The sequence below is a fragment of the Pseudomonas sp. B34(2017) genome (assembly GCF_002112915.1).
GTDB classification, from domain to species: domain Bacteria; phylum Pseudomonadota; class Gammaproteobacteria; order Pseudomonadales; family Pseudomonadaceae; genus Aquipseudomonas; species Aquipseudomonas pharyngis.
Genome location: NZ_NEJA01000003.1, coordinates 348,361 through 369,797, shown reverse-complemented (window position 1 = coordinate 369,797; position 21,437 = coordinate 348,361). Strand labels below are relative to the sequence as shown.

The following is a 21,437-nucleotide window of genomic DNA, read 5'->3' as shown; positions in this document are numbered from 1 at the left end:
TTACTCCGGGAAATCACCGCCGTTGGCCGGCTGCGATTCGACTTCGAGCAAGGTCAGTTTCAGGGTCTTGCCGCCCGGGGCTGGCCAGTCGATGTGCTGACCAACCTTCAGGCCCAGCAGCGCACTGCCGACCGGGGCCAGGATCGAGACTTTGCCTTCGTCGGCGTTGGCGTGCTTCGGATAGACCAGGGTCAGGTGGTAGTCCTTGCCACTGCTTTCTTCGCGGCAGTGCACACGGGAATTCATCGTCACGACATCGGCAGGCACTTCATCGTGACCGACCAGGGTATCGGCGCGGTCCAGTTCGGTTTGCAGCGCGATCACGCCCGGCAGCGTGTCATCCAGGCTGTCGATCAGGCGCTCCAGACGTTGCACGTCCAGACGGGTAAGGGTGATGGAAGGTGCGGTCATGATCCGGGCAGACTCCTTTCTTCTGCACACAAAAAAAGCAAAACCCCGCCAAAAAAGACGGGGTTTTCACCAGGCCTCGATGGGTTGAGGCGTTTCCGGACACTATCACAGCTCAAAAAATATACAAGCTACGCGCCGGCGAGCTGCCGGCGCTGAGCGGCCTGCGCACAAATCACCCGACGGCGCTCGTCATCGGCCGAACGCCACTCGCGGATGTCTTCGACATGGCGCATGCAACCGAGGCAGACCTTCTGCTCATCCAGCCGGCACACGCCGGTGCACGGCGAAGGCACGGCCGGGCTGACGTTGCTGTAGAGCGGCTTCGGCGGACGGGCGGGCGCGGTGTCAGTCACGAAATCACAGGCCTTCGAAATCGAATTCGGTGCCGGCCTGCTGCTTGACGATGCGCTCGAGCATTTCGCCCAGCTGTTCTTCGCTCTTGTCGCACATCCAGCGTTCGCTTTCTTCGTCGTAGTCGAAGTGGAAACCGCCGGACACCGCGGCCAGCCACAGCTGCCGCAACGGTTCCTGACGACTGAAGATCAGCTGGGTGCCGTTCTCGAACTTGACGGTCAGCACACCGGCCGAGTTCTCCATGTCGATGTCCAGGTCGCTGTCGTCGAAGATGTCTTCCAGTTTTTCCTGGGTTTCATCGACCAGATCGTGGAAACGGGCTTCGGACAAACTCATTGCGGCAACCTCAAAAAATGTCTGATCAGGCTCAAGCGCCGCAAGATACGGACGCTGCCAGCCGATTGCAAAGGATAACGACCAAGCGCCCTGCCCGGCGACGAAATATCCACCCGCCACGCGGGAAAAGTTTCCGCGCCGCAGCCCGAGCCCCGCCGGACGGGAGTTCCGTCGCATAGGCAAGCTGCCGGGTGGCCGGTATACTCCGGCGCAATTAACGCATTTTCAAGGATTTCGCCATGAAGCGCCTGATCTCTTCCCTTGCTGCGCTCGTCGCGGTTGCCTGTCTCGTTTCGGCCTGCGGTCAGAAAGGCCCGCTGTACCTGCCCGATGAAGATCAGGACCCGGCCGAGCAAGCCCAGTCTTCGCAAAAGCAGCCTGTCTCCAAGGCACACAAGCACGACGTTTACTAAGGGATCGCCATGGACGCTTTTAACTACCGTGGCGGGGAGCTGTTCGCGGAAGGTGTGGCGCTGTCCGCCATCGCCGATCGCTTCGGCACACCGACCTACGTCTACTCCCGCGCCCACATCGAGGCCCAGTACCTGGCCTACGCCGATGCGCTGGCCGGCATGCCGCACCTGGTATGCTTCGCGGTCAAGGCCAACTCCAACCTCGGCGTCCTGAATGTCCTGGCCCGTATCGGCGCCGGTTTCGACATCGTCTCCCGTGGCGAGCTGGAACGCGTGCTGGCCGCCGGCGGCAGCCCGGACAAGATCGTGTTCTCCGGCGTCGGCAAGACCCGTGACGACATGCGCCGTGCGCTGGAAGTCGGCGTGCATTGCTTCAACGTCGAATCCACCGACGAGCTCGAGCGCCTGCAAGTGGTCGCTGCCGAGTTGGGCGTTCGCGCGCCGATCTCGCTGCGCGTGAACCCGGACGTCGATGCCGGCACCCACCCGTACATCTCCACCGGTCTCAAAGAGAACAAGTTCGGCATCGCCATCGCCGACGCCGAAGACGTGTACGTGCGTGCCGCGCACCTGCCGAACCTGGAAGTGGTCGGCGTCGACTGCCACATCGGTTCGCAACTGACCACTCTGCCGCCGTTCCTCGATGCCCTTGATCGTCTGCTGGATCTGGTCGATCGCCTCGGCGATTGCGGCATCCACCTGCGCCACATCGATCTCGGTGGCGGCCTGGGTGTGCGTTATCGCGACGAAGAGCCGCCATTGGCTGCCGATTACATCAAGGCTGTGCGCGAGCGTCTGGTTGGCCGTGATCTGGCGCTGGTGTTCGAACCGGGCCGCTTCATCGTCGCCAACGCCGGCGTGCTGCTGACTCAGGTCGAGTACCTCAAGCACACCGAGCACAAAGACTTCGCCATCGTCGACGCGGCCATGAACGACCTGATCCGCCCGGCGCTGTACCAGGCCTGGATGGACGTGACCGCGGTCAAACCGCGCGACACCGCCGCACGCAAGTACGACGTGGTCGGCCCGATCTGCGAAACCGGCGACTTCCTCGCCAAGGAACGCGAACTGGCGCTGGAAGAAGGCGATCTGCTGGCCGTGCATTCGGCCGGTGCCTACGGTTTCGTGATGAGCTCCAACTACAACACCCGCGGCCGTGCCGCCGAAGTGCTGGTGGATGGCGATCAGGCCTTTGAAGTGCGTCGCCGCGAAACCGTGGCCGAGCTGTTTGCCGGCGAAAGCCTGCTGCCGGAGTAACCCCATGCTGCTGCGTTTTACCAAGATGCACGGCCTGGGCAACGACTTCATGGTCCTCGACCTGGTCAGCCAGCACGCGCATATTCAGCCCAAGCACGCAAAAATGTGGGGCGACCGGCACACCGGCATCGGTTTCGACCAGTTGCTGATCGTCGAAGCGCCGAGCAATCCGGATGTGGACTTCCGTTACCGGATCTTCAACTCCGACGGTTCCGAAGTGGAGCAGTGCGGCAATGGTGCGCGCTGCTTCGCCCGCTTCGTGCTCGACAAGCGTCTGACCGCCAAACGGCAGATCCGCGTCGAGACCAAGGGCGGCATCATCGAACTGGACGTGCGTAACGACGGCCAGATCGGCGTGAACATGGGCGCCCCGCGCCTGGTGCCGGCGGACATTCCGTTCCAGGCGCCGGAGCAGGCCCTGAGTTATCAGGTCGATGTCGACGGTACGCCGGTCGATCTGGCCGCGGTGTCCATGGGCAACCCCCATGCGGTGCTGCGAGTCAGCGATATCAACACTGCACCGGTGCATGAACTGGGGCCGAAAATCGAACATCACCCGCGCTTCCCGGCGCGGGTCAACGTCGGTTTTCTCCAGGTCATCGACCGCCATCGCGCACAACTGCGCGTCTGGGAACGCGGCGCCGGGGAAACCCAGGCCTGCGGCACCGGTGCCTGCGCTGCTGCTGTAGCGGCGATCAGTCAGGGGTGGATGGATTCGCCACTGTTGATCGACCTGCCGGGCGGGCGCCTGTCCATTGAGTGGGCAGGCCCCGGCCAACCGGTGTTGATGACCGGCCCGGCAGTGCGCGTATACGAAGGACAAGTGCGTCTTTGAGTGAGCAGAAGCCATGACCGATAAGCCTCAGGTACCCGCCCGACAGTCCGGTGAATCAGCGTCCGAGAGCCTGGAGGCGGCAGCAGTTGCCGCGTACCTGGAGGCTCATCCGGACTTCTTCGTCGAGCATGAAGAACTGCTGCCGTCCCTGCGTATCCCCCATCAGCGCGGCGATACCGTTTCGCTGGTCGAGCGCCAGATGGCCATCCTGCGCGACCGCAACATCGAGATGCGCCATCGCCTCTCGCATTTGATGGACGTCGCTCGGGACAACGATCGCCTGTTCGACAAGACCCGTCGCCTGATCCTCGCCCTGATGGACGCTGCCACTCTGGAAGATGTGGTGATCAGCGTCGAAGACAGCCTGCGCCAGGATTTTCAGGTGCCCTTTGTCAGCCTGATTCTGCTCGGCGACAACCCGGCCCCGGTCGGCCGCTGGGTGACCCACGCCGACGCGCAGACGGCCATCGGCGGGTTGCTCACCGAAGGCAAGAGCGTCAGCGGCAGCCTGCGTGAGCACGAGCTGGACTTCCTGTTCGGCGAAGAACAGCGCAAGCAGATCGGCTCCACCGCCGTGGTCGCCGTCAGCCACCAGGGCATCCACGGAATCCTGGCCATCGCCAGCCGTGATCCGCAGCACTACAAGAGCTCGGTCGGCACGCTGTTCCTCAGCTACATCGCCGAAGTCATGGGTCGCGTGCTGCCACGGGTCAACAGCTCCCTGCGCTCGGTACGCTGAGCATGGAACGACAACTGGACGCTTACTGCGAACACCTGCGCAGTGAGCGGCAGGTGTCGCCACACACGCTGTCGGCCTACCGCCGCGACCTCGACAAAGTCCTCGGCTGGTGCATCAAACAGAACATCGGCAGTTGGCAGGCGCTGGACATTCAGCGTCTGCGCAGCCTGATCGCCCGCCTGCATGCCCAGGGCCAGTCCTCGCGCAGTCTGGCGCGCCTGCTCTCGGCGGTGCGCGGGCTCTATCACTATCTGAATCGCGAAGGCCTCTGCGACCACGATCCGGCCACCGGCCTGGCACCGCCCAAAGGCGAACGCCGCCTGCCGAAAACCCTCGACACGGACCGCGCCCTGCAACTGCTTGAAGGTGCGGTCGAGGACGATTTTCTCGCGCGGCGCGATCAGGCGATTCTGGAGCTGTTCTATTCTTCCGGCCTGCGCCTGTCGGAGCTGACCGGGCTCAATCTCGATCAGCTCGATCTGGCCGACGGCCTGGTTCAGGTACTCGGCAAGGGCAGCAAGACGCGCCTGTTGCCGGTCGGCAAAAAAGCCCGGGAAGCACTGGAGCAATGGCTGCCGTTGCGGGCGCTGACCAATCCGGCGGACGGCGCCGTATTCGTCAGCCAGCAAGGTCGACGCCTCGGCCCGCGCGCAATTCAGGTGCGGGTCAAACTGGCCGGCGAGCGCGAACTGGGACAGAACCTGCACCCGCACATGCTGCGGCACTCCTTCGCCAGCCATTTGCTCGAGTCCTCTCAGGATCTGCGCGCGGTGCAGGAATTGCTCGGCCACTCGGACATCAAGACCACCCAGATCTATACCCACCTGGACTTCCAGCACCTGGCGGCGGTCTACGACAGCGCCCATCCACGGGCCAAACGCATGAAAGGCGACGATTCATGAGCATCCAGTTGATCACCTTCGATCTCGACGACACCCTGTGGGACACCGCCCCGGTGATCGTCAGCGCCGAAGCGGTTTTGCGCGAATGGCTGAGCGAACATGCGCCGAATCTGGGCGCGGTGCCGGTGGAGCATCTGTGGTCGATCCGCGAACGGGTGCTGGCCAACGAGCCGGGACTCAAGCACCGCATCAGCGCGCTGCGCCGGCGAGTGCTGTTCCATGCGCTGGAGGAAGCCGGATACGCCCACAGCGAAGCGTCGGATCTGGCAGACAAGAGTTTTGAAGTGTTTCTGCATGCGCGGCATCAGATCGAGGTGTTCCCGGAGGTCGAGCCGATCCTGGAAACCCTCGCCAAACACTACGCTCTCGGGGTGGTCACCAACGGCAACGCCGATGTCCGTCGTCTCGGACTGGCGGACTACTTCAAGTTTGCGCTGTGCGCCGAAGACATCGGCATCGCCAAGCCGGATGCGCGCCTGTTCCATGAAGCGTTGCAGCGCGGTGGCGTGAGCGCCGAAGCCGCCGTGCATATCGGCGATCACCCGGGGGACGACATCGCCGGGGCGCAGCAGGCCGGTCTGCGAGCGATCTGGTTCAACCCCGCCGGCAAGGTCTGGGAAGCGGAGCGCCTGCCGGATGCCGAGATTCGCAGCCTGAACGATCTGCCCGCGGTGCTCGCCCGCTGGAACAGCCGCGGCTGATTTTCTTTCGCCCATGAAAAAGCCCGCAGCGACGGCGGGCTTTTTCAGCAAGCAAGCGCCACGCCTCAGATAGGGCGGCTGCCGTACTTGTTGTCCGGCTTCTTGGGCGGATCGGCGACCACGTTGGCCTCCACTTCCTGCACCTTGCCGCCGCGCGCAAGGAACTCTTCCATGGCCTTGGCCAGGGCATCGCGCTCCTTGTTCTTGGCTTCGATGCTCGGCAACTCGTCGACCGACACCGCCGCCTTGGCCTTGCCTTTGGCAGCCGGGACCGGCGTATCGTCACCGCCATCGTCTTCAGCAGCGTCTTCCGCTGCTGCTTCCAGACCGTCTTCGGCCTCGTCTTCGTCGCCTACTTCGAGGTCGTCGTTTTCCAGATCATCGTCGCTCATGTTCTACCTCATGACTTGCGAAAAGCAGATTAGTTATAGACCAGCTTTGGCGACTGTCGAAAGTCGCCGGAAAAAAATCGGTAACCATTGGTGACCAACGGTTTATGCCCCTTCACCGTGCAAGGTGGCGAGGACTTTACGGGCACCGCCATGATCACGGTGCTCGCCCAGGTAAACGCCTTGCCAGGTGCCCAGTGCCAGTCGGCCCGCCGTTACCGGCAAACTGATCTGACAGCCCAGCACGCTGGCCTTGAAGTGCGCCGGGAGGTCGTCCAGGCCTTCGTCGTTATGCTCATAGCCGTCTGCTCCTTGTGGGATCAGACGATTGAAAAATCGTTCGAAGTCGCGACGTACCGCCGGATCGGCGTTCTCGTTGATGGTCAACGACGCCGAGGTATGCTGCAGCCACAAATGCAACAGACCGACCCGGCATGCCTTGAGTTCAGGCAGACCGGCGAGCAACTCGTCCGTCACCAGATGAAAGCCCCGGGGCCGTGCCCGCAGGGTTATCAGAGTCTGTTGCCACATACAGTTCTCCGCACGTTCGGGGCGCATTCTAGCGCGCTCTGGAAAAAAACAAAGGCCCTAATATTCCTTCAATGATGTAAGACTTTGGCCGCAGAAAAACACTCGTCGTAAACACGACCAAAGCAGTACGAAAAATCCTTTGAGCTGTATTGGGGAAGACAAATTCCAGACAAAAAAATGCCCGGCGAGCCGGGCAAGTTTTTTGCGGCGCGTGCTTACAGGTTGTAGCCGCGCTCGTTGTGTTGTGCCAGATCCAGGCCGACCGATTCTTCTTCCTCGGTCACGCGCAGACCCATCACGGCATCCAGCACCTTGAGGATGATGAAAGTGACGATGGCGGTGTAGATCACGGTGAAGCCGACGCCTTTGCACTGAATCCAGACTTGTGCGGCGATGTCGGTGACGGTGCCGAAGCCACCCAGCGACGGTGCAGCGAACACACCGGTCAGGATCGCGCCGAGGATACCGCCGATACCGTGCACTCCGAAGGCGTCCAGGGAGTCGTCATAACCGAGTTTGCGTTTCAGGGTGGTGGCGCAGAAGAAGCACACCACGCCTGCTGCCAGACCGATCACCAGTGCGCCCATCGGGCCCACGGTGCCAGCGGCCGGAGTGATCGCGACCAGACCTGCAACGACGCCGGATGCGATACCCAGTGCGCTTGGTTTGCCGTGGGTGATCCACTCGGCGAACATCCAGCCCAATGCAGCAGCGGCGGTCGCGATCTGGGTCACCAGCATCGCCATGCCGGCAGTGCCGTTGGCGGCCGCAGCGGAGCCGGCGTTGAAGCCGAACCAGCCGACCCACAGCATCGCCGCGCCCATCAGGGTGTAACCCAGATTGTGTGGCGCCATCGGGGTGGTCGGGAAACCTTTGCGTTTACCCAGTACCAGGCAGGCAATCAGACCGGCCACACCGGCGTTGATGTGCACCACGGTGCCGCCGGCGAAGTCGAGTACGCCCCAGTCCCACATCAGGCCGCCGTTGCCGGACCAGACCATGTGCGCGATCGGTGCGTAGACCAGGGTGAACCAGATGCCCATGAAGATCAGCATCGCGGAGAACTTCATCCGCTCGGCGAACGCACCGACGATCAGCGCCGGAGTGATGATCGCGAAGGTCATCTGGAAGGTGATGAAGACCGCCTCGGGGAACAGCGCCGCCGGGCCGGTCAGGCTCGCTGGGGTGACGCCGGCCAGGAACGCCTTGCCGAAACCGCCCACGAACGAATTGAAGTTGACGACGCCCTGCTCCATGCCGGTGGTGTCGAACGCGATGCTGTAGCCATAAATGACCCACAGGACGCTGATCAGACCGGTAATGGCGAAGCACTGCATCATCACGGAAAGAATGTTTTTCGACCGAACCATGCCGCCGTAGAACAGCGCGAGGCCGGGAATGGTCATGAACAGCACGAGGGCTGTGGAAGTAAGCATCCAGGCGGTGTCGCCGGAGTTCAGGACTGGGGCTGCCACTTCGTCTGCCGCCATGGCCAGGCCGGGCATTACGATAGACAACAGGGCTCCTAGCCCTGCGAATTTACGCAGAGTCATATTGTTTTCTCCTGGGGCGTTGGGTTTGTGGCGGCGTTTAGATCGCGTCGGTATCGGTTTCGCCGGTACGGATGCGGATCGCCTGTTCCAGATTGACCACGAAGATCTTGCCGTCACCGATCTTGCCAGTGTTGGCAGCCTTGGTTATCGCCTCGATAACCCGATCCAGATCCTTGTCGTCGATGGCAACGTCGATTTTCACCTTGGGCAGAAAATCGACCACATACTCCGCGCCGCGATACAGCTCGGTGTGACCCTTCTGCCGACCGAAGCCTTTGACTTCAGTAACGGTAATGCCCTGCACGCCGATTTCGGACAGCGACTCGCGCACGTCGTCCAACTTGAACGGCTTGATGATGGCAGTGACTAGCTTCATGAAACTCTCTCCCGAATTGGTGGACTTGCCCCAGGAAAACAAACCCGACTCAAGTCTAAGCGCAGTGCCTGGCTTTGTAACGCTTCGTTGTCGACGCCAGCTAACCGCTCCAGACGAAACTCCCCGCTCCGTCTGCCGCACTGCATTCGTCACAGCGACTGCATCAGTGCATGGGTCGAGGGTGACTAAGCAGAAAGCTTGCCATCTCGCCAAAAACCACTGATTTCAATCCCTTGGCCGCTGCCACAGATGCCATCACCCAAATGGCACTCCGGATACGCACAACAACGGTGCGTGGCCGTGCATCCCGTTGCGCGAAAAGCGTGCATCCGTGCCTGCGCCAATGACTATAGACACTGCGTGATACACTGCCGGCCATTGTTTCCAGGACATATCCCATGCTCGCGCCCAAAGACTTCCTCGACGCCCTGAGCGGCACCGCCTCCCGCCTGTTCAGCGGCGACACGCCGTTGCCAAAAGCCGAAATCGAAAGCCAGTTCAAGATGCTGCTGCAAAGTGCCTTCAGCAAACTGGACCTGGTGAGCCGCGAAGAGTTTGACAGTCAGATGGTGGTGCTGGCGCGTACTCGCGCCCGGCTCGAGAGCCTTGAGGCGAAGGTGGCTGAGCTGGAAGCGAAGCTGACGCCGCCGGCTGAGTAACACCTCGTGTCTTTGTGAATGCGGCCCCTTGTGGGAGCGGGCTTGCCCGCGAATGAAGGTCGGAACGACCTTCCCGCCATTCAGGATTCGCTGCCGAATCTCGGCAGAATCCTACAGCTTGCAACCCCGCCGTCCGATTGCGTCGTGAAGCCCTGATTCCTATGCTCACCCAATGCTGAGTGTTCAGCACTGGGTTTGGCGACCCGGAAAGCTTAAGGCGCACGACAACCATGATGGCGGTTATGTTTACCGCCACATCGAGTCATGGCGGTTGTGCGTGGGAGACCTTCGGGTCTGCCGGGTCCCTTTTGCTCCGGTTCGCCAACCCGCGTACGACTGCCACCCAATTGTTTGGCGACAATTGAGGGCAGCCCTAAAGCAAAAGGAGCTGTTCAATGAATAACGAAGATACGTATCTCACTCCTCAGGTTTTCACCCGCCACAAACTCCACCTTCACGCCCTGCTCATCCAGAACCAACCCTGGTTCTCTGCCCGCGACCTGGGCCGCCTGCTGCACATTTACCTTAACGAACGCATGCTGCGAAAACTCGACCCCGACCAATACCAAACCCGCAAAACCCTGATCCACAACCAGATCGAAAACACCCTCCTGATTAGCGAATCCGGCATCTACGCCCTCCTCGTCTATCACTACTGCCCCGAATACCGAGCGCTACGCGAATGGCTCACCCATCAGGTCATCCCCACCCTGCGCGACGCCCAGCACCCCACAACAAGCGAACGCCCACAGCTAAGCCTGCTGAATTGGCCCGAGATGTCGTTGAGTTTGCTGCACTGGAATAACCAGCCGTGGATTCGGTTGCAGGATGTGCCGTTGATGGTGGTAGAACGGGAACAGTTAAAACACTCACTGATAAGTTCTTGGTGGAGAAAGGCCAGGCAGTTGATCTGAATGCCTTATCACCCATTCAGCAGCCCGACTTATGGTCATTTCAGGTGTGTCACTGAGGTGACCTTTTCGTTTCAAAAATCTTCAACCCGCTACTCCAAAATCCTCCACTCACAGTAGTAGCGTCCTACAAAACACGTCCCCCGCGTCTGACTTCGCTGCACGCTCTCTGGTGGCTATCTTCTGTTGTCATTTCTCTGGACGGTCAATAACATCCAAATCAGAAATCCAATCGCACGAGGTGCGTATGAGCCCAAAAAAGCGAAAGGCAAAGCTACTTCAGGTTGTGGAACTACACCTCGAAGCACTCCGACTGGCTGGAAATATGTCAGCCAATCAACGGAGGTATATTGAAGTCGCCGTTACGTGCGGACCTGAGCTTGAGCCAAGTGGTCTATTGGCAGGCAGAAGATACTGAATCAGAAAAAGAAAAAGGCGTCCGACAGGACGCCTTTTTTGTATTTGGAGGAGTAGTCGCAGCGATTCCTTAGCTCCTGGCTTTATGGCCTTGGGTTCAGAATCCAACGGACTGGCCCGTCGTCACTACTTCAGAGAAACCAGCTTCTCTACTGCCAAAAATGCGGGGGAGCCTTGCTGGTGCCCAGTCCCGACAGATGCGCAATTGCAGTCCTCGAGCGCGAGAATCCTTTAATACTTCTCGAGAGTCAACGCTTCAGCGTGAGTGCATAGGCCCGCACAACCGCTTTCTGATACGTCTTGTAAACCTCTACTCAAACGCTAGAACCCCGCTCAACTACCCTTCAAAAACCCGCAGGAAGCGGCCCCCCGATTCAACTCAAGGAACGACCATGTCCCTCGCCATCGTCCACAGCCGCGCCCAGATAGGCGTGGATGCTCCCGCCGTCACCGTCGAAGTTCACCTGGCCAACGGTTTGCCCTCGCTGACCATGGTCGGCCTGCCCGAAGCGGCGGTGAAAGAGAGCAAGGATCGGGTGCGCAGTGCGATCATCAATTCCGGGCTGCAGTTTCCGGCGCGGCGGATCACTCTGAATCTGGCACCGGCGGATCTGCCCAAGGATGGCGGGCGGTTCGATCTGGCGATTGCGCTGGGGATTCTGTCGGCGAGTGTGCAGGTGCCGACGTTGACGCTGGATGATGTGGAGTGCCTTGGCGAACTGGCGTTGTCCGGCGCCGTGCGGGCGGTGCGCGGGGTGTTGCCGGCGGCACTGGCAGCGCGCAAGGCCGGGCGGACGCTGGTGGTGCCGCGGGCGAATGCCGAAGAGGCGTGTCTGGCGTCGGGGCTGAGGGTGATTGCGGTGGATCATCTGCTGGAGGCTGTGGCGCATTTCAACGGGCATACACCGGTCGAGCCTTATGTCTCGGATGGGCTGATCCACGCAGCGAAACCCTATCCCGACCTGAATGAAGTACAGGGCCAACTGGCGGCCAAACGGGCGCTGCTGATTGCCGCCGCCGGTGCCCACAACCTGCTGCTCAGCGGGCCACCGGGGACGGGCAAGACATTGCTGGCCAGTCGTTTGCCAGGGCTGCTGCCACCGCTGACCGAGAGTGAAGCGCTGGAAGTGGCGGCGATTCAATCCGTCGCCAGCGGCGCGCCGCTGACTCACTGGCCGCAACGCCCGTTCCGCCAACCGCATCACTCGGCTTCCGGGCCGGCATTGGTCGGTGGCAGTTCAAAACCTCAGCCCGGCGAAATCACCCTCGCCCATCACGGCGTGCTGTTTCTCGATGAGCTGCCCGAGTTTGATCGCAAGGTGCTGGAGGTGCTGCGCGAACCGCTGGAATCCGGCTGCATCGTGATCGCAAGGGCCAAGGAACGGGTGCGGTTTCCCGCGAGATTCCAATTGGTGGCGGCGATGAATCCCTGCCCCTGTGGATATCTCGGCGAACCGAGCGGCAAATGCTCGTGCACGCCGGACATGGTGCAGCGCTATCGCAACAAACTGTCGGGGCCGTTGCTGGACCGGATCGATTTGCACCTGACAGTAGCGCGGGAGGCGACAGCGCTGAACCCTGCGGTAAAACCGGGAGAGGACAGCGCCAGCGCGGCCACGCGGGTCGCTGAGGCCCGCGAGCGTCAGCAAAAACGCCAGGGTTGCGCCAATGCGTTTCTCGATTTGCCGGGGCTGAAGAAGCACTGCAAGTTATCCACAGCCGATGAAACCTGGCTGGAGAACGCGTGCGAAAGATTGACCTTGTCGCTGCGCTCGGCGCACCGGCTGCTCAAGGTCGCGCGGACGCTGGCGGATCTCGAAAAGTGCGCAGATATCAGTCGCGAGCATCTGGCCGAAGCGTTGCAGTATCGGCCGGCGACTCAGTAAGTGTCGAGGTCGTGGCGGGCCCAAACGCAAGCAGGCTCGCTCTCACAGGTCCAACAAAAAACCTGTGGGAGCGAGCCTGCTCGCGATAGCTATTTCAGAGACGCCTCACCGGAAGCGGTCGACTTCCTGGCGCAGGTCGGCTGCGAGGCCTTCCAGTTCCTTGGCGGTGATGGCCAGGTTCGATACCACTTCGCGCTGCTCGCTGTTGGCCATCGCGATGCTCTGCAAGTTGCTGCTGAGCAAAGTCGCGGTGCTGCTCTGCTCCTGAGTCGCGGTGGTGATCGCGGCAAACTGCTCACCCGCCGAGCGACTTTGCTCGTCAATGCGCGCCAGCGCCGAAGCGACGTTGGCGTTGCGCGACAGCCCTTCCTGCATCAGCAGATTGCCCTGCTCCATGTTGCTGATGGCGTTGCCGGTTTCCTGCTGAATGCTGTGAATCATGCTGGAAATTTCATCCGTCGCCTGACGGGTACGCGAAGCCAGACTGCGCACCTCGTCGGCCACCACGGCAAAGCCGCGACCCTGCTCGCCGGCACGGGCCGCTTCGATGGCGGCGTTGAGTGCCAACAGGTTGGTCTGTTCGGCAATCGAGGTGATCACGCTGACGATGCCGCCGATTTCCTGGGAACGCTGACCGAGCGTGTTGATCACGGTCGCGGTGGTGTTCAGTGCGCCGGCAATCTGCTCCAGCGAGGAAGACGCTTCCTCCATCGACGTGCGACCGATCTGGGTCTGCTGGGCGTTTTCCTGGGCAAGACGCTGGGTGTTGCCCATGTTGTCGGCAATGTTCAGCGAAGTGGCGGAGAACTCTTCAACTGCACCGGCCATGCTGGTGATCTCGCCGGACTGTTGCTCCATGCCTTCATAGGCGCCGCCGGACAGACCGGACAGAGCCTGAGCCCGACGGTTGACCTCTTCGGAGGCGCGACGAATGTGCTCGACCATGGTCGACAGGGCCTGGCTCATCTGGTTGAAAGCGCGCGCCAGTTGACCGATTTCGTCATTGCTCGACACGCTCAGACGTACGCTCAGATCACCGGCACCCAAGGCTTCGGCCTGACGTACCAGATCGCCCAAAGGCGCCAGTTTGCTGCGCAGCAACCAGACCACCGAGCCCACCGCCAGCAGCATCGCCAGCAGACTGCCGATGGCCAGCTGGGTGCCGACGCTCCAGGTCACCGCGCGGATCTCGGCCTTTGGCATGCTCGCCACCACCGACCACGGACCACCTTCGAACGGCACGGCGATGCTGTAGAAATCTTCGGACTTGTCGCTCCAGAACCGGCCTTTACCCGGCGCTTTCGCCAGATCGTTGATTACCGGAATCGCTTGATCCAGCGCCTGCACGCCCGCCGGGGCCACCAGCCATTGGTTTTTCTCGTCCAGCAATGCCAGCGAACCGGTCTGGCCGATGCGGAAGCGCTTGAGATTGGCGAACTGGGCGTTCTGCGCGTCGGTGTAATCGAAGCCGACGAACAACACCGCGATTACCTTGCCGCTGCTGTCACGCACCGGGGTGTACTGAGTCATGTAGGAACGATCGAACAGCAAGGCGCGGCCGACGTAACCCTGCCCCGCCATCAACTTCGCATAGGCCGGGTGAGCGTGGTCGAGCACGGTGCCGATGGCGCGGGTGCCGTCCTGTTTGCTCAGGGAGGTGCTGACGCGAATGAAGTCTTCGCCGCTGCGCACGAACAGCGTGGCAACGCCCGCCGTCATCTGCTTGAACTCGTCGACTTCCTTGAAGTTGTTGTTCAACACTTCGCTGCCCAGGTGCAGGCCCGGCGTCTGGGTGCCCGCAACGGTCACCGGTTCGCTCGGATGAATGCTCAGGCCGGCGCTGAAGCGCTTCTCGAACAGCCCGCTCAGGCGCTGGGTGCTTTCGCGCAGCGTGCCGTGGAAGGTGCTCAATTGGTCGGCGAGCAGACGCGCCTCACTGGCGAGGTGCTCCTCACGTGTGGCGAGGTTGGCGGTATCCAGCGAACGCAAAGCAAAGACTGTACTGCCGCTGATGACAATCGCCAGTATCACGGCGAGCGCGAGGCCCAGCTGCGAGGCGATCCGAGCGCGAGGTTGAGACATGGACAGCTCCTGGCCGAACTTCCGATCCTCCTTGATCGCAGCTCGGATAATTTTCTAATGGGGGTGAATCGTGGTAACCGGCACGACGGTTCCACATGCACGTATTCGGCGGTAAAACCGAATACTTGAGCGAACAGCAGGGTTATGGCGAAAGGCCGGCATTGTGCAGGCTCGAACGATTCAGCTCAAGCGCGTGACCGCCGGCAGCGTCATGGCGCGGACTTCGCCTTGCAGGAAGTCGCTGAGGCGGCGCAAACGTTCACCTCCGGGGCGGGTCTTTGGCCATACCAGGTAATAATTCAATCCGCTGGCGACCGCCGTCGGCCACGGCAGACTCAGGCGCCCTTGCGCGACATCCTCGGCCACCATCAGCAAATCGCCCATGGACACCCCATAGCCCCTGGCTGCCGCGATCATGCCCAGCTCCAGGGTGTCGAACACCTGCCCGCCCTTGAGCGACACCTGATCCGACAGCCCCATGTGTTCCAGCCAACTGCGCCAGTCGCGGCGATCCGGCGTCGGGTGCAGCAGCTCGGCGCTGGCCAGCCGCGCCACGTCCCACGGCTGATCGTTGAGCAGGTTCGGCGCGCCAACCGGAATCAGCTCCTCCGGAAACAGCAGGCTGGCTTCCCAGTCCGGCGGGAAATGTCCGTCACTCAGCAGCACCGCGCAATCGAAGGGCTCGTTGTTGAAGTCCACCGAGTCCACGTCCATCCACGCGCTGGTCAGTTGCACTTCGTTGCCTGGCTGCAAATGCCTGAAACGACTGAGCCGCGCCAGCAACCAGCGCATGGTCAGGGTCGACGGGGCTTTCATTCGCAGGATGTCATCTTCGGCGCGCAAGGTATTGCAGGCCCGTTCCAACGCAGCAAAGCCATCACGGATGCCCGGCAGCAGCAGACGTGCCGACTCGGTCAGTTGCAGGTTGCGCCCGCTGCGGTGGAACAAGCGGCAGGCGAAATGCTCTTCGAGCGTGCGGATGTGCCGGCTCACTGCACTCTGAGTGATCGACAGCTCTTCGGCCGCCCGGGTGAACGAGCTGTGGCGGGCCGCCGCTTCGAATGCGCGCAGGGCATACAAGGGGGGAAGACGACGGGACATGCACAGCGCTCCTATGGCGGGATTGCGCCAACTTAGCAGAATCGCGGAAGGATGAGTTTTAATCATGCCATCCATCCTTTTTATCCCTTTGTGCAACCTGCGCCAAACCCTGAGAATCGACGGTCTCTTGCTCCCTCTTTTATAAGGATGTGAACGCCATGCAGCGTCCTGTGCGTACCGAACTCTGGGCCATCCTGCGGCTGGCGGGGCCGTTGATCGCCTCGCAGTTGGCGCACATGCTGATGGTGCTGACCGACACCCTGATGATGGCGCGCCTCAGTCCCGAAGCGCTGGCCGGTGGCGGTCTGGGCGCGGCGAGCTATTCGTTCGTGTCGATCTTCTGCATCGGCGTGATCGCGGCGGTCGGCACTCTGGTGGCGATTCGTCAGGGCGCCGGCGACATCCTCGGCGCCGCCAAACTGACCCAGGCCGGATTGTGGCTGGCGTGGCTGATGGCGCTCGGTGCCGGGCTGCTGTTGTGGAACTTGAAACCGGTGTTGCTGCTGTTCGGCCAGACCGAGACCAACGTCAACGCCGCCGGGCAGTTCCTGATCGCCCTGCCCTTCGCCCTGCCCGGCTACCTGAGCTTCATGGCCCTGCGCGGCTTCACCAGCGCCATCGGCCGGGCAACGCCGGTGATGGTCATCAGCCTCGCCGGTACGGTGGCCAACTTCCTGCTCAACTACGCGCTGATCACCGGCCTGTTCGGCCTGCCGAAACTGGGGCTGACCGGTATCGGTCTGGTCACGGCGATCGTTGCCAACTGCATGGCGCTGGCACTGGCCTGGCACATTCGCCGGCATCCGGCCTATGACGCCTACCCGCTTCGCGAAGGTCTGTCGCGGCCAAATCGGCAGTATTTGAAAGAACTCTGGCGCCTGGGCTTGCCTATCGGCGGCACCTACGCGGTGGAAGTCGGGCTGTTCGCCTTCGCGGCGCTGTGCATGGGCACCATGGGCAGCACGCAACTGGCGGCGCACCAGATCGCCCTGCAAATTGTCTCGGTGGCATTCATGGTTCCGGCGGGGATGTCGTATGCGATCACCATGCGCGTCGGCCAGCATTACGGCGCCGGGCAATTGAACGATGCGCGGATGTCGGGACGGGTCGGCATCGTCTTTGGTGCGGTGGTAATGCTGGGGTTTGCGATGGTGTTCTGGTTGCTGCCGAATCAGTTGGTCGGTTTGTTCCTCGACCATAACGACCCGGCGTTTGCCGAGGTGATTCGTCTGGCCGTCAGCCTGCTGGCCGTGGCGGCGTGGTTCGAGCTGTTCGACGGCACGCAGACGATTGCCATGGGCTGCATCCGCGGGCTCAAGGATGCCAAGACCACATTCCTGGTCGGGCTCGTTTGCTACTGGCTGATCGGTGCGCCGGCGGCGTGGCTGATGGCGTTCCATCTGCACTGGGGGCCGACCGGCGTCTGGTGGGGTCTGGCGCTGGGGCTGGCCTGCGCGGCGGTGAGCCTGACGCTGGCGTTCGAATGGAAGATGAAGCGGATGATTCGGCTCGAGCCGCAATCTCAAGGCTTCAAGATCGCTCAGCCGGAATGAGTTTCCCTGTGGAAGCAAGCTCGCTCCCACAGGGATTTGAGGCTAAACCACGATACCCAGCGGCGGCTGGCTGGCGTCAACCACCAGATATTCAACCAGTTCCGCCAACGGTAACGGCTTGCTGATCAGGTAACCCTGCACCTGATCACAGCCAAACCCGCGCAACAGATCCAGTTGCTCCCGGGTTTCCACCCCTTCGGCCACCACTTCCAGGTGCAGGTTGTGCGCGAGATTGATCATCGCGTGCACCAGTTTGCGGTTCTCTTCACGCTGCTCCATGCCGCCGACAAAGCTCTTGTCGATCTTCAGCAAGGTGATCGGCAGGCTGTTGAGGTGCACGAACGATGAGAACCCGGTGCCGAAATCATCCAGCGAAAATCGCACGCCGAGGCGACCGAGGGCGTCCATGGTCTGCTTGACCAGATCGCTGCGGCGCATCACGGCGGTTTCGGTGAGTTCGAATTCCAGCCACTGCGCCTCGACGCCGCGCTCGGCGATCAGACGGCTGAGCGTCGGCAGCAACTGGCTGTCCTGAAACTGGCGGAACGACAGGTTGATCGCCATGTGCAGCGCCGGCAGTCCGCGCTCGCGCAACGCCTGCATGTCGCGCAGGGCCCGGGAAATCACCCAGTAACCCAGCGGCACGATCAGACCGCTCTGCTCGGCCAGCGGCACGAATTCGCTCGGTGGTAGCAGGCCGCGTTCGCTGTGGCGCCAGCGCACCAGCGCTTCGAGGCCGACGATCTGGCCGTCCTGCAGGTTCAGGCGCGGCTGGTAATGCAGCTCCAGCTCGTCACGACGCAAGGCCCGGCGCAGTTCGCTTTCGAGGTCGGCCATGCTCCGCGCGTTGCGGTTGATCCGCTCGTTGAAGATGTGAAAGGTGCAGCCCTGAGTGCTCTTGGCCTGCTGCATGGCGATATGCGCGTGCCACATCAGCGGATCGGCGCCACCCTGGGCGCGGGCATGGGCGATGCCCAGGCTGGAGCCAATCAGCAGGCTTTCGCCGTCGACCCAGTAAGGTTCGGCCAGGGCTTCGGTGATGCGTTCGGCCATCCATTCCGCCCGTTGCGGGGCGCGGCGGGTGTCGATCAGCAGGGCGAATTCATCGCTGCCGAGGCGCGCCAGTTGATCGCCGACTTCCAGCTGACTTTTCAGCCGTGCGACGACTTGCAGGATCAGGCGGTCGCCGGCCTGGTGGCCAAGGGCGTCGTTGGCGTGACGGAAGTTGTCGAGATCAAGGTGCCCGAGGGCCAGGCCGCGACCGTCGTTTTCGGCGAGGCGCGCCGTCAGCAGGGTCTGGAAGCCCTGGCGGTTGGCGATGCCGGTCAGCGGATCCTGTTCGGCCAGGCGTTGCAGGGTGTTTTCCAGCACGCCGCGTTCGCGCACATGCCGCAGGCAACGCCGGAGCATGCCGGGATCGAGGGCATCGAACACCAGCCAGTCGCTGACGCCGTCGGGCGCGGTCGCCGGCTCGTGTTCCAACAGCAACACCGTCGGCAGGCTGCAACGGCCGGGCGCCGGCTGCAACGCGGGAACGGTCAACAACACCGCGTGGCGGTTGTCTTCGAACAGGCTGCTGACCGACTCCCAGCTCGGCGCGCTGATCAGCACCGCCGTACTTCCCAACGGCGCCAGACACTCGCGCAATAACGCTGTCCACGCTGGCTCTTCGGCCAGTAGCAGCAAACGCAAGGGTTCGACAGGCGTAGTCAAGCTGACTCCCTAGACTCTGCAATGATGTGGGCGGCGGGCATTATGCCGTTGCGGCAACCAATGACCAAACGACAACGGTTATCAAAACGTTATTTTGTGTCACGAATGAGAACATTAGCCGCAAAATCACCGCGCATCCTGCGTGAAAGTAACAAAACCGGCAAATTTGAATCGCGTGCTGCGTCACAAGTCGGAGAGAGCAGCACAAATCGCTGAGCCTGTTAAAATGCCGGCCCATTTCGTCAACGACTCCCGAATTTTCGTATGTCCCGACTCAATCCCCGGCAGCAAGAAGCCGTGAACTACGTCGGCGGCCCTCTATTGGTGCTCGCCGGTGCTGGCTCCGGCAAGACCAGCGTGATCACGCGCAAGATTGCGCACCTGATCCAGAACTGCGGCATCCGCGCCCAGTACATCGTCGCCATGACCTTCACCAACAAGGCCGCGCGCGAGATGAAAGAACGTGTCGGCACCCTGCTGCGTCCAGGTGAAGGACGCGGGCTGACGGTCTGCACCTTCCACAACCTGGGCCTGAACATCATCCGCAAGGAACATGAACGGCTGGGCTACAAACCCGGTTTCTCGATCTTCGATGAAACCGACGTCAAGTCGCTGATGACCGACATCATGCAGAAGGAATATGCAGGCGACGACGGCGTCGACGAGATCAAGAACATGATCGGCGCCTGGAAAAACGACCTGATCCTGCCGGCCCAGGCCCTGGAAAACGCCCGCAACCCCAAGGAACAGACCGCCGCCATCGTCTACACCCACTATCAGCGCACGCTCAAGGCGTTCAACGCGGTGGACTTCGACGACCTGATCCTGCTGCCGGTGAAACTCTTCGAAGAGCACGCCGACATCCTCGAAAAATGGCAGAACAAGGTGCGTTACCTGCTGGTCGACGAATACCAGGACACCAACGCCAGCCAGTACCTGCTGGTGAAAATGCTCATCGGCAAACGCAACCAGTTCACCGTGGTGGGCGACGACGACCAGTCGATCTACGCCTGGCGCGGCGCGCGACCGGAAAACCTTATGCTGCTCAAGGACGACTATCCGTCCCTGAAAGTGGTGATGCTGGAGCAGAACTACCGCTCCACCAGCCGCATCCTGCGCTGCGCCAACGTGCTGATCTCGAACAACCCGCACGAATTCGAAAAGCAGCTGTGGAGTGAGATGGGCCACGGCGACGAGATCCGCGTGATCCGCTGCCGCAACGAGGACGCCGAAGCCGAGCGCGTGGCCATGGAAATCCTCAGCCTGCACTTGCGCACCGACCGCCCGTACAGCGACTTCGCGATCCTCTATCGCGGCAACTACCAGGCCAAGCTGATCGAGTTGAAACTGCAGCACCATCAGGTGCCGTACCGTCTGAGCGGCGGCAACAGTTTCTTCGGTCGTCAGGAAGTGAAAGACCTGATGGCCTACTTCCGCCTGATCGTGAACCCGGACGACGACAACGCCTTCCTGCGGGTGATCAACGTGCCGCGCCGGGAAATCGGCTCGACGACTTTGGAAAAGCTCGGCAACTACGCCACCGAACGCAAGATCTCGATGTACGCCGCCACCGACGAACTCGGTCTGGGCGAACATCTGGACAGCCGCTTCACCGACCGTCTGTCGCGCTTCAAGCGTTTCATGGACAAGGTGCGCGAGCAGTGCGCCGGCGAAGACCCGATCTCCGCCCTGCGCAGCATGGTCATGGACATCGACTACGAGAACTGGCTGCGCACCAACAGCTCCAGCGACAAGGCTGCGGACTACCGGATGAGCAACGTCTGGTTCCTGATCGAAGCCTTGAAGAACACCCTGGAAAAAGACGAAGACGGCGAAATGACCGTCGAGGACGCCATCGGCAAACTCGTCCTGCGTGACATGCTGGAACGTCAGCAGGAAGAGGAAGACGGCGCCGAAGGCGTGCAGATGATGACCCTGCATGCGTCCAAGGGCCTGGAATTCCCCTACGTGTTCATCATGGGCATGGAAGAGGAAATCCTCCCGCACCGCTCCAGCATCGAAGCCGACACCATCGAAGAAGAACGCCGCCTGGCCTACGTGGGCATTACCCGCGCGCGCCAGACCCTCGCGTTTACCTTCGCCGCCAAGCGCAAACAGTACGGCGAGATCATCGACTGCGCGCCAAGCCGCTTCCTTGATGAGCTGCCGCCGGACGACCTGGCCTGGGAAGGCAACGACGACACACCGACCGAAGTCAAAGCCGTGCGGGGCAACAGCGCACTGGCTGATATACGCGCGATGTTAAAGCGCTAGAATTGACCACTTTTTACTAGACCTTCGGCGCACAAAGCGCCAAA

21 protein-coding genes and 1 pseudogene are annotated in these 21,437 nt (G+C 61.7%); 11 read left to right on the top strand and 11 right to left on the bottom strand.

Annotated elements, in window-relative coordinates:
• The 3 genes from rnk to cyaY all read right to left on the bottom strand — a co-directional run bounded on the left by rnk (position 1) and on the right by cyaY (position 1,101).
• Positions 1–411: a nucleoside diphosphate kinase regulator gene (gene rnk / locus CAF80_RS11340; protein WP_007951886.1), complete on the bottom strand. Its 411-nt coding sequence runs from the start codon at positions 409–411 to the stop codon at positions 1–3.
• Between the two features lie 128 nt (positions 412–539).
• Positions 540–764, bottom strand: a complete 225-nt coding sequence (locus CAF80_RS11335; protein ID WP_074690015.1) for a DUF1289 domain-containing protein — start codon at positions 762–764, stop codon at positions 540–542.
• Between the two features lie 4 nt (positions 765–768).
• Positions 769–1,101 carry an iron donor protein CyaY gene (cyaY, locus tag CAF80_RS11330; RefSeq protein ID WP_007951887.1) on the bottom strand — a complete coding sequence of 111 codons (333 nt, stop codon included), beginning with the start codon at positions 1,099–1,101 and terminating at the stop codon, positions 769–771.
• 239 nt (positions 1,102–1,340) lie between these two features.
• Here cyaY and CAF80_RS11320 point away from each other — a divergent pair, with 239 nt between their 5' ends.
• Genes CAF80_RS11320 through CAF80_RS11295 form a run of 6 tightly spaced genes read left to right on the top strand, consistent with a single transcriptional unit; the run spans position 1,341 to position 5,948 of the window.
• A complete protein-coding gene (locus CAF80_RS11320; protein WP_007951888.1) occupies positions 1,341–1,514 on the top strand; it encodes a lipoprotein in 174 nt (57 codons plus the stop codon).
• Between the two features lie 9 nt (positions 1,515–1,523).
• Positions 1,524–2,771 (top strand): diaminopimelate decarboxylase, encoded by a 1,248-nt coding sequence (lysA, locus tag CAF80_RS11315; RefSeq protein ID WP_064600345.1) that lies wholly within the window; start codon positions 1,524–1,526, stop codon positions 2,769–2,771.
• A gap of 4 nt (positions 2,772–2,775) precedes the next feature.
• Positions 2,776–3,606, top strand: a complete 831-nt coding sequence (gene dapF / locus CAF80_RS11310; protein ID WP_011336523.1) for a diaminopimelate epimerase — start codon at positions 2,776–2,778, stop codon at positions 3,604–3,606.
• 13 nt (positions 3,607–3,619) lie between these two features.
• Positions 3,620–4,345 carry a DUF484 family protein gene (locus CAF80_RS11305; protein ID WP_007951894.1) on the top strand — a complete coding sequence of 242 codons (726 nt, stop codon included), beginning with the start codon at positions 3,620–3,622 and terminating at the stop codon, positions 4,343–4,345.
• A 2-nt stretch (positions 4,346–4,347) separates the two neighbouring features.
• Positions 4,348–5,247 carry a tyrosine recombinase XerC gene (gene xerC, locus CAF80_RS11300; RefSeq protein ID WP_085667350.1) on the top strand — a complete coding sequence of 300 codons (900 nt, stop codon included), beginning with the start codon at positions 4,348–4,350 and terminating at the stop codon, positions 5,245–5,247.
• Positions 5,244–5,948 carry an HAD family hydrolase gene (locus CAF80_RS11295; protein WP_085667349.1) on the top strand — a complete coding sequence of 235 codons (705 nt, stop codon included), beginning with the start codon at positions 5,244–5,246 and terminating at the stop codon, positions 5,946–5,948. Before xerC ends, CAF80_RS11295 begins: the two co-directional genes overlap by 4 nt.
• 65 nt (positions 5,949–6,013) lie before the next feature.
• Here CAF80_RS11295 and sutA read toward each other — a convergent pair whose 3' ends face one another.
• The 4 genes from sutA to glnK form a co-directional block, all read right to left on the bottom strand.
• On the bottom strand, positions 6,014–6,340 hold the full coding sequence (gene sutA / locus CAF80_RS11290) for a transcriptional regulator SutA (RefSeq protein ID WP_039765264.1): 327 nt from the start codon (positions 6,338–6,340) through the stop codon (positions 6,014–6,016).
• A gap of 102 nt (positions 6,341–6,442) precedes the next feature.
• Complete coding sequence (locus tag CAF80_RS11285; RefSeq protein ID WP_011336526.1) at positions 6,443–6,868, bottom strand: secondary thiamine-phosphate synthase enzyme YjbQ; 426 nt, start codon at positions 6,866–6,868, stop codon at positions 6,443–6,445.
• Between the two features lie 215 nt (positions 6,869–7,083).
• Entirely contained in the window at positions 7,084–8,421 is a 1,338-nt protein-coding gene (locus CAF80_RS11280) for an ammonium transporter (protein ID WP_007951904.1), read from the bottom strand.
• 37 nt (positions 8,422–8,458) lie between these two features.
• Positions 8,459–8,797 carry a P-II family nitrogen regulator gene (gene glnK, locus CAF80_RS11275; RefSeq protein ID WP_002555808.1) on the bottom strand — a complete coding sequence of 113 codons (339 nt, stop codon included), beginning with the start codon at positions 8,795–8,797 and terminating at the stop codon, positions 8,459–8,461.
• Between the two features lie 398 nt (positions 8,798–9,195).
• Between glnK and CAF80_RS11270 the strand changes: the two genes are divergently transcribed.
• The 3 genes from CAF80_RS11270 to CAF80_RS11260 all read left to right on the top strand — a co-directional run bounded on the left by CAF80_RS11270 (position 9,196) and on the right by CAF80_RS11260 (position 12,670).
• Positions 9,196–9,456, top strand: coding sequence for an accessory factor UbiK family protein (locus tag CAF80_RS11270; protein ID WP_011336527.1), 261 nt, complete (start codon positions 9,196–9,198; stop codon positions 9,454–9,456).
• A 395-nt stretch (positions 9,457–9,851) separates the two neighbouring features.
• The gene (locus CAF80_RS11265) at positions 9,852–10,370 is read left to right on the top strand and encodes a Bro-N domain-containing protein (protein WP_039765253.1); all 519 of its coding nucleotides are present in this window, start codon (positions 9,852–9,854) and stop codon (positions 10,368–10,370) included.
• 806 nt (positions 10,371–11,176) lie between these two features.
• Positions 11,177–12,670 carry a YifB family Mg chelatase-like AAA ATPase gene (locus tag CAF80_RS11260; protein WP_074690007.1) on the top strand — a complete coding sequence of 498 codons (1,494 nt, stop codon included), beginning with the start codon at positions 11,177–11,179 and terminating at the stop codon, positions 12,668–12,670.
• A 105-nt stretch (positions 12,671–12,775) separates the two neighbouring features.
• On the opposite strand, the gene CAF80_RS29215 is transcribed toward CAF80_RS11260, so the two are convergent.
• From CAF80_RS29215 to CAF80_RS11250, 3 genes and pseudogenes are all read right to left on the bottom strand, one after another.
• Entirely contained in the window at positions 12,776–13,498 is a 723-nt protein-coding gene (locus CAF80_RS29215) for a methyl-accepting chemotaxis protein (protein WP_371914080.1), read from the bottom strand.
• A 132-nt stretch (positions 13,499–13,630) separates the two neighbouring features.
• Positions 13,631–14,752 (bottom strand): annotated as a pseudogene (locus CAF80_RS29210) (Cache 3/Cache 2 fusion domain-containing protein); the annotation flags it as partial.
• 180 nt (positions 14,753–14,932) lie between these two features.
• The gene (locus tag CAF80_RS11250) at positions 14,933–15,853 is read right to left on the bottom strand and encodes a LysR substrate-binding domain-containing protein (protein ID WP_085606083.1); all 921 of its coding nucleotides are present in this window, start codon (positions 15,851–15,853) and stop codon (positions 14,933–14,935) included.
• Between the two features lie 158 nt (positions 15,854–16,011).
• Between CAF80_RS11250 and CAF80_RS11245 the strand changes: the two genes are divergently transcribed.
• Entirely contained in the window at positions 16,012–17,406 is a 1,395-nt protein-coding gene (locus CAF80_RS11245) for a NorM family multidrug efflux MATE transporter (RefSeq protein ID WP_085667348.1), read from the top strand.
• A 42-nt stretch (positions 17,407–17,448) separates the two neighbouring features.
• Here the strand turns inward: CAF80_RS11245 and CAF80_RS11240 are convergent, their stop codons facing one another.
• Positions 17,449–19,119: a bifunctional diguanylate cyclase/phosphodiesterase gene (locus CAF80_RS11240; RefSeq protein ID WP_039765245.1), complete on the bottom strand. Its 1,671-nt coding sequence runs from the start codon at positions 19,117–19,119 to the stop codon at positions 17,449–17,451.
• Positions 19,120–19,383: 264 nt separating this feature from the next.
• On the opposite strand from CAF80_RS11240, the gene rep reads away from it, so the two are divergent.
• Positions 19,384–21,393 carry a DNA helicase Rep gene (gene rep, locus CAF80_RS11235; RefSeq protein WP_039765244.1) on the top strand — a complete coding sequence of 670 codons (2,010 nt, stop codon included), beginning with the start codon at positions 19,384–19,386 and terminating at the stop codon, positions 21,391–21,393.
• The last annotated feature ends 44 nt before the right edge of the window (positions 21,394–21,437 follow it).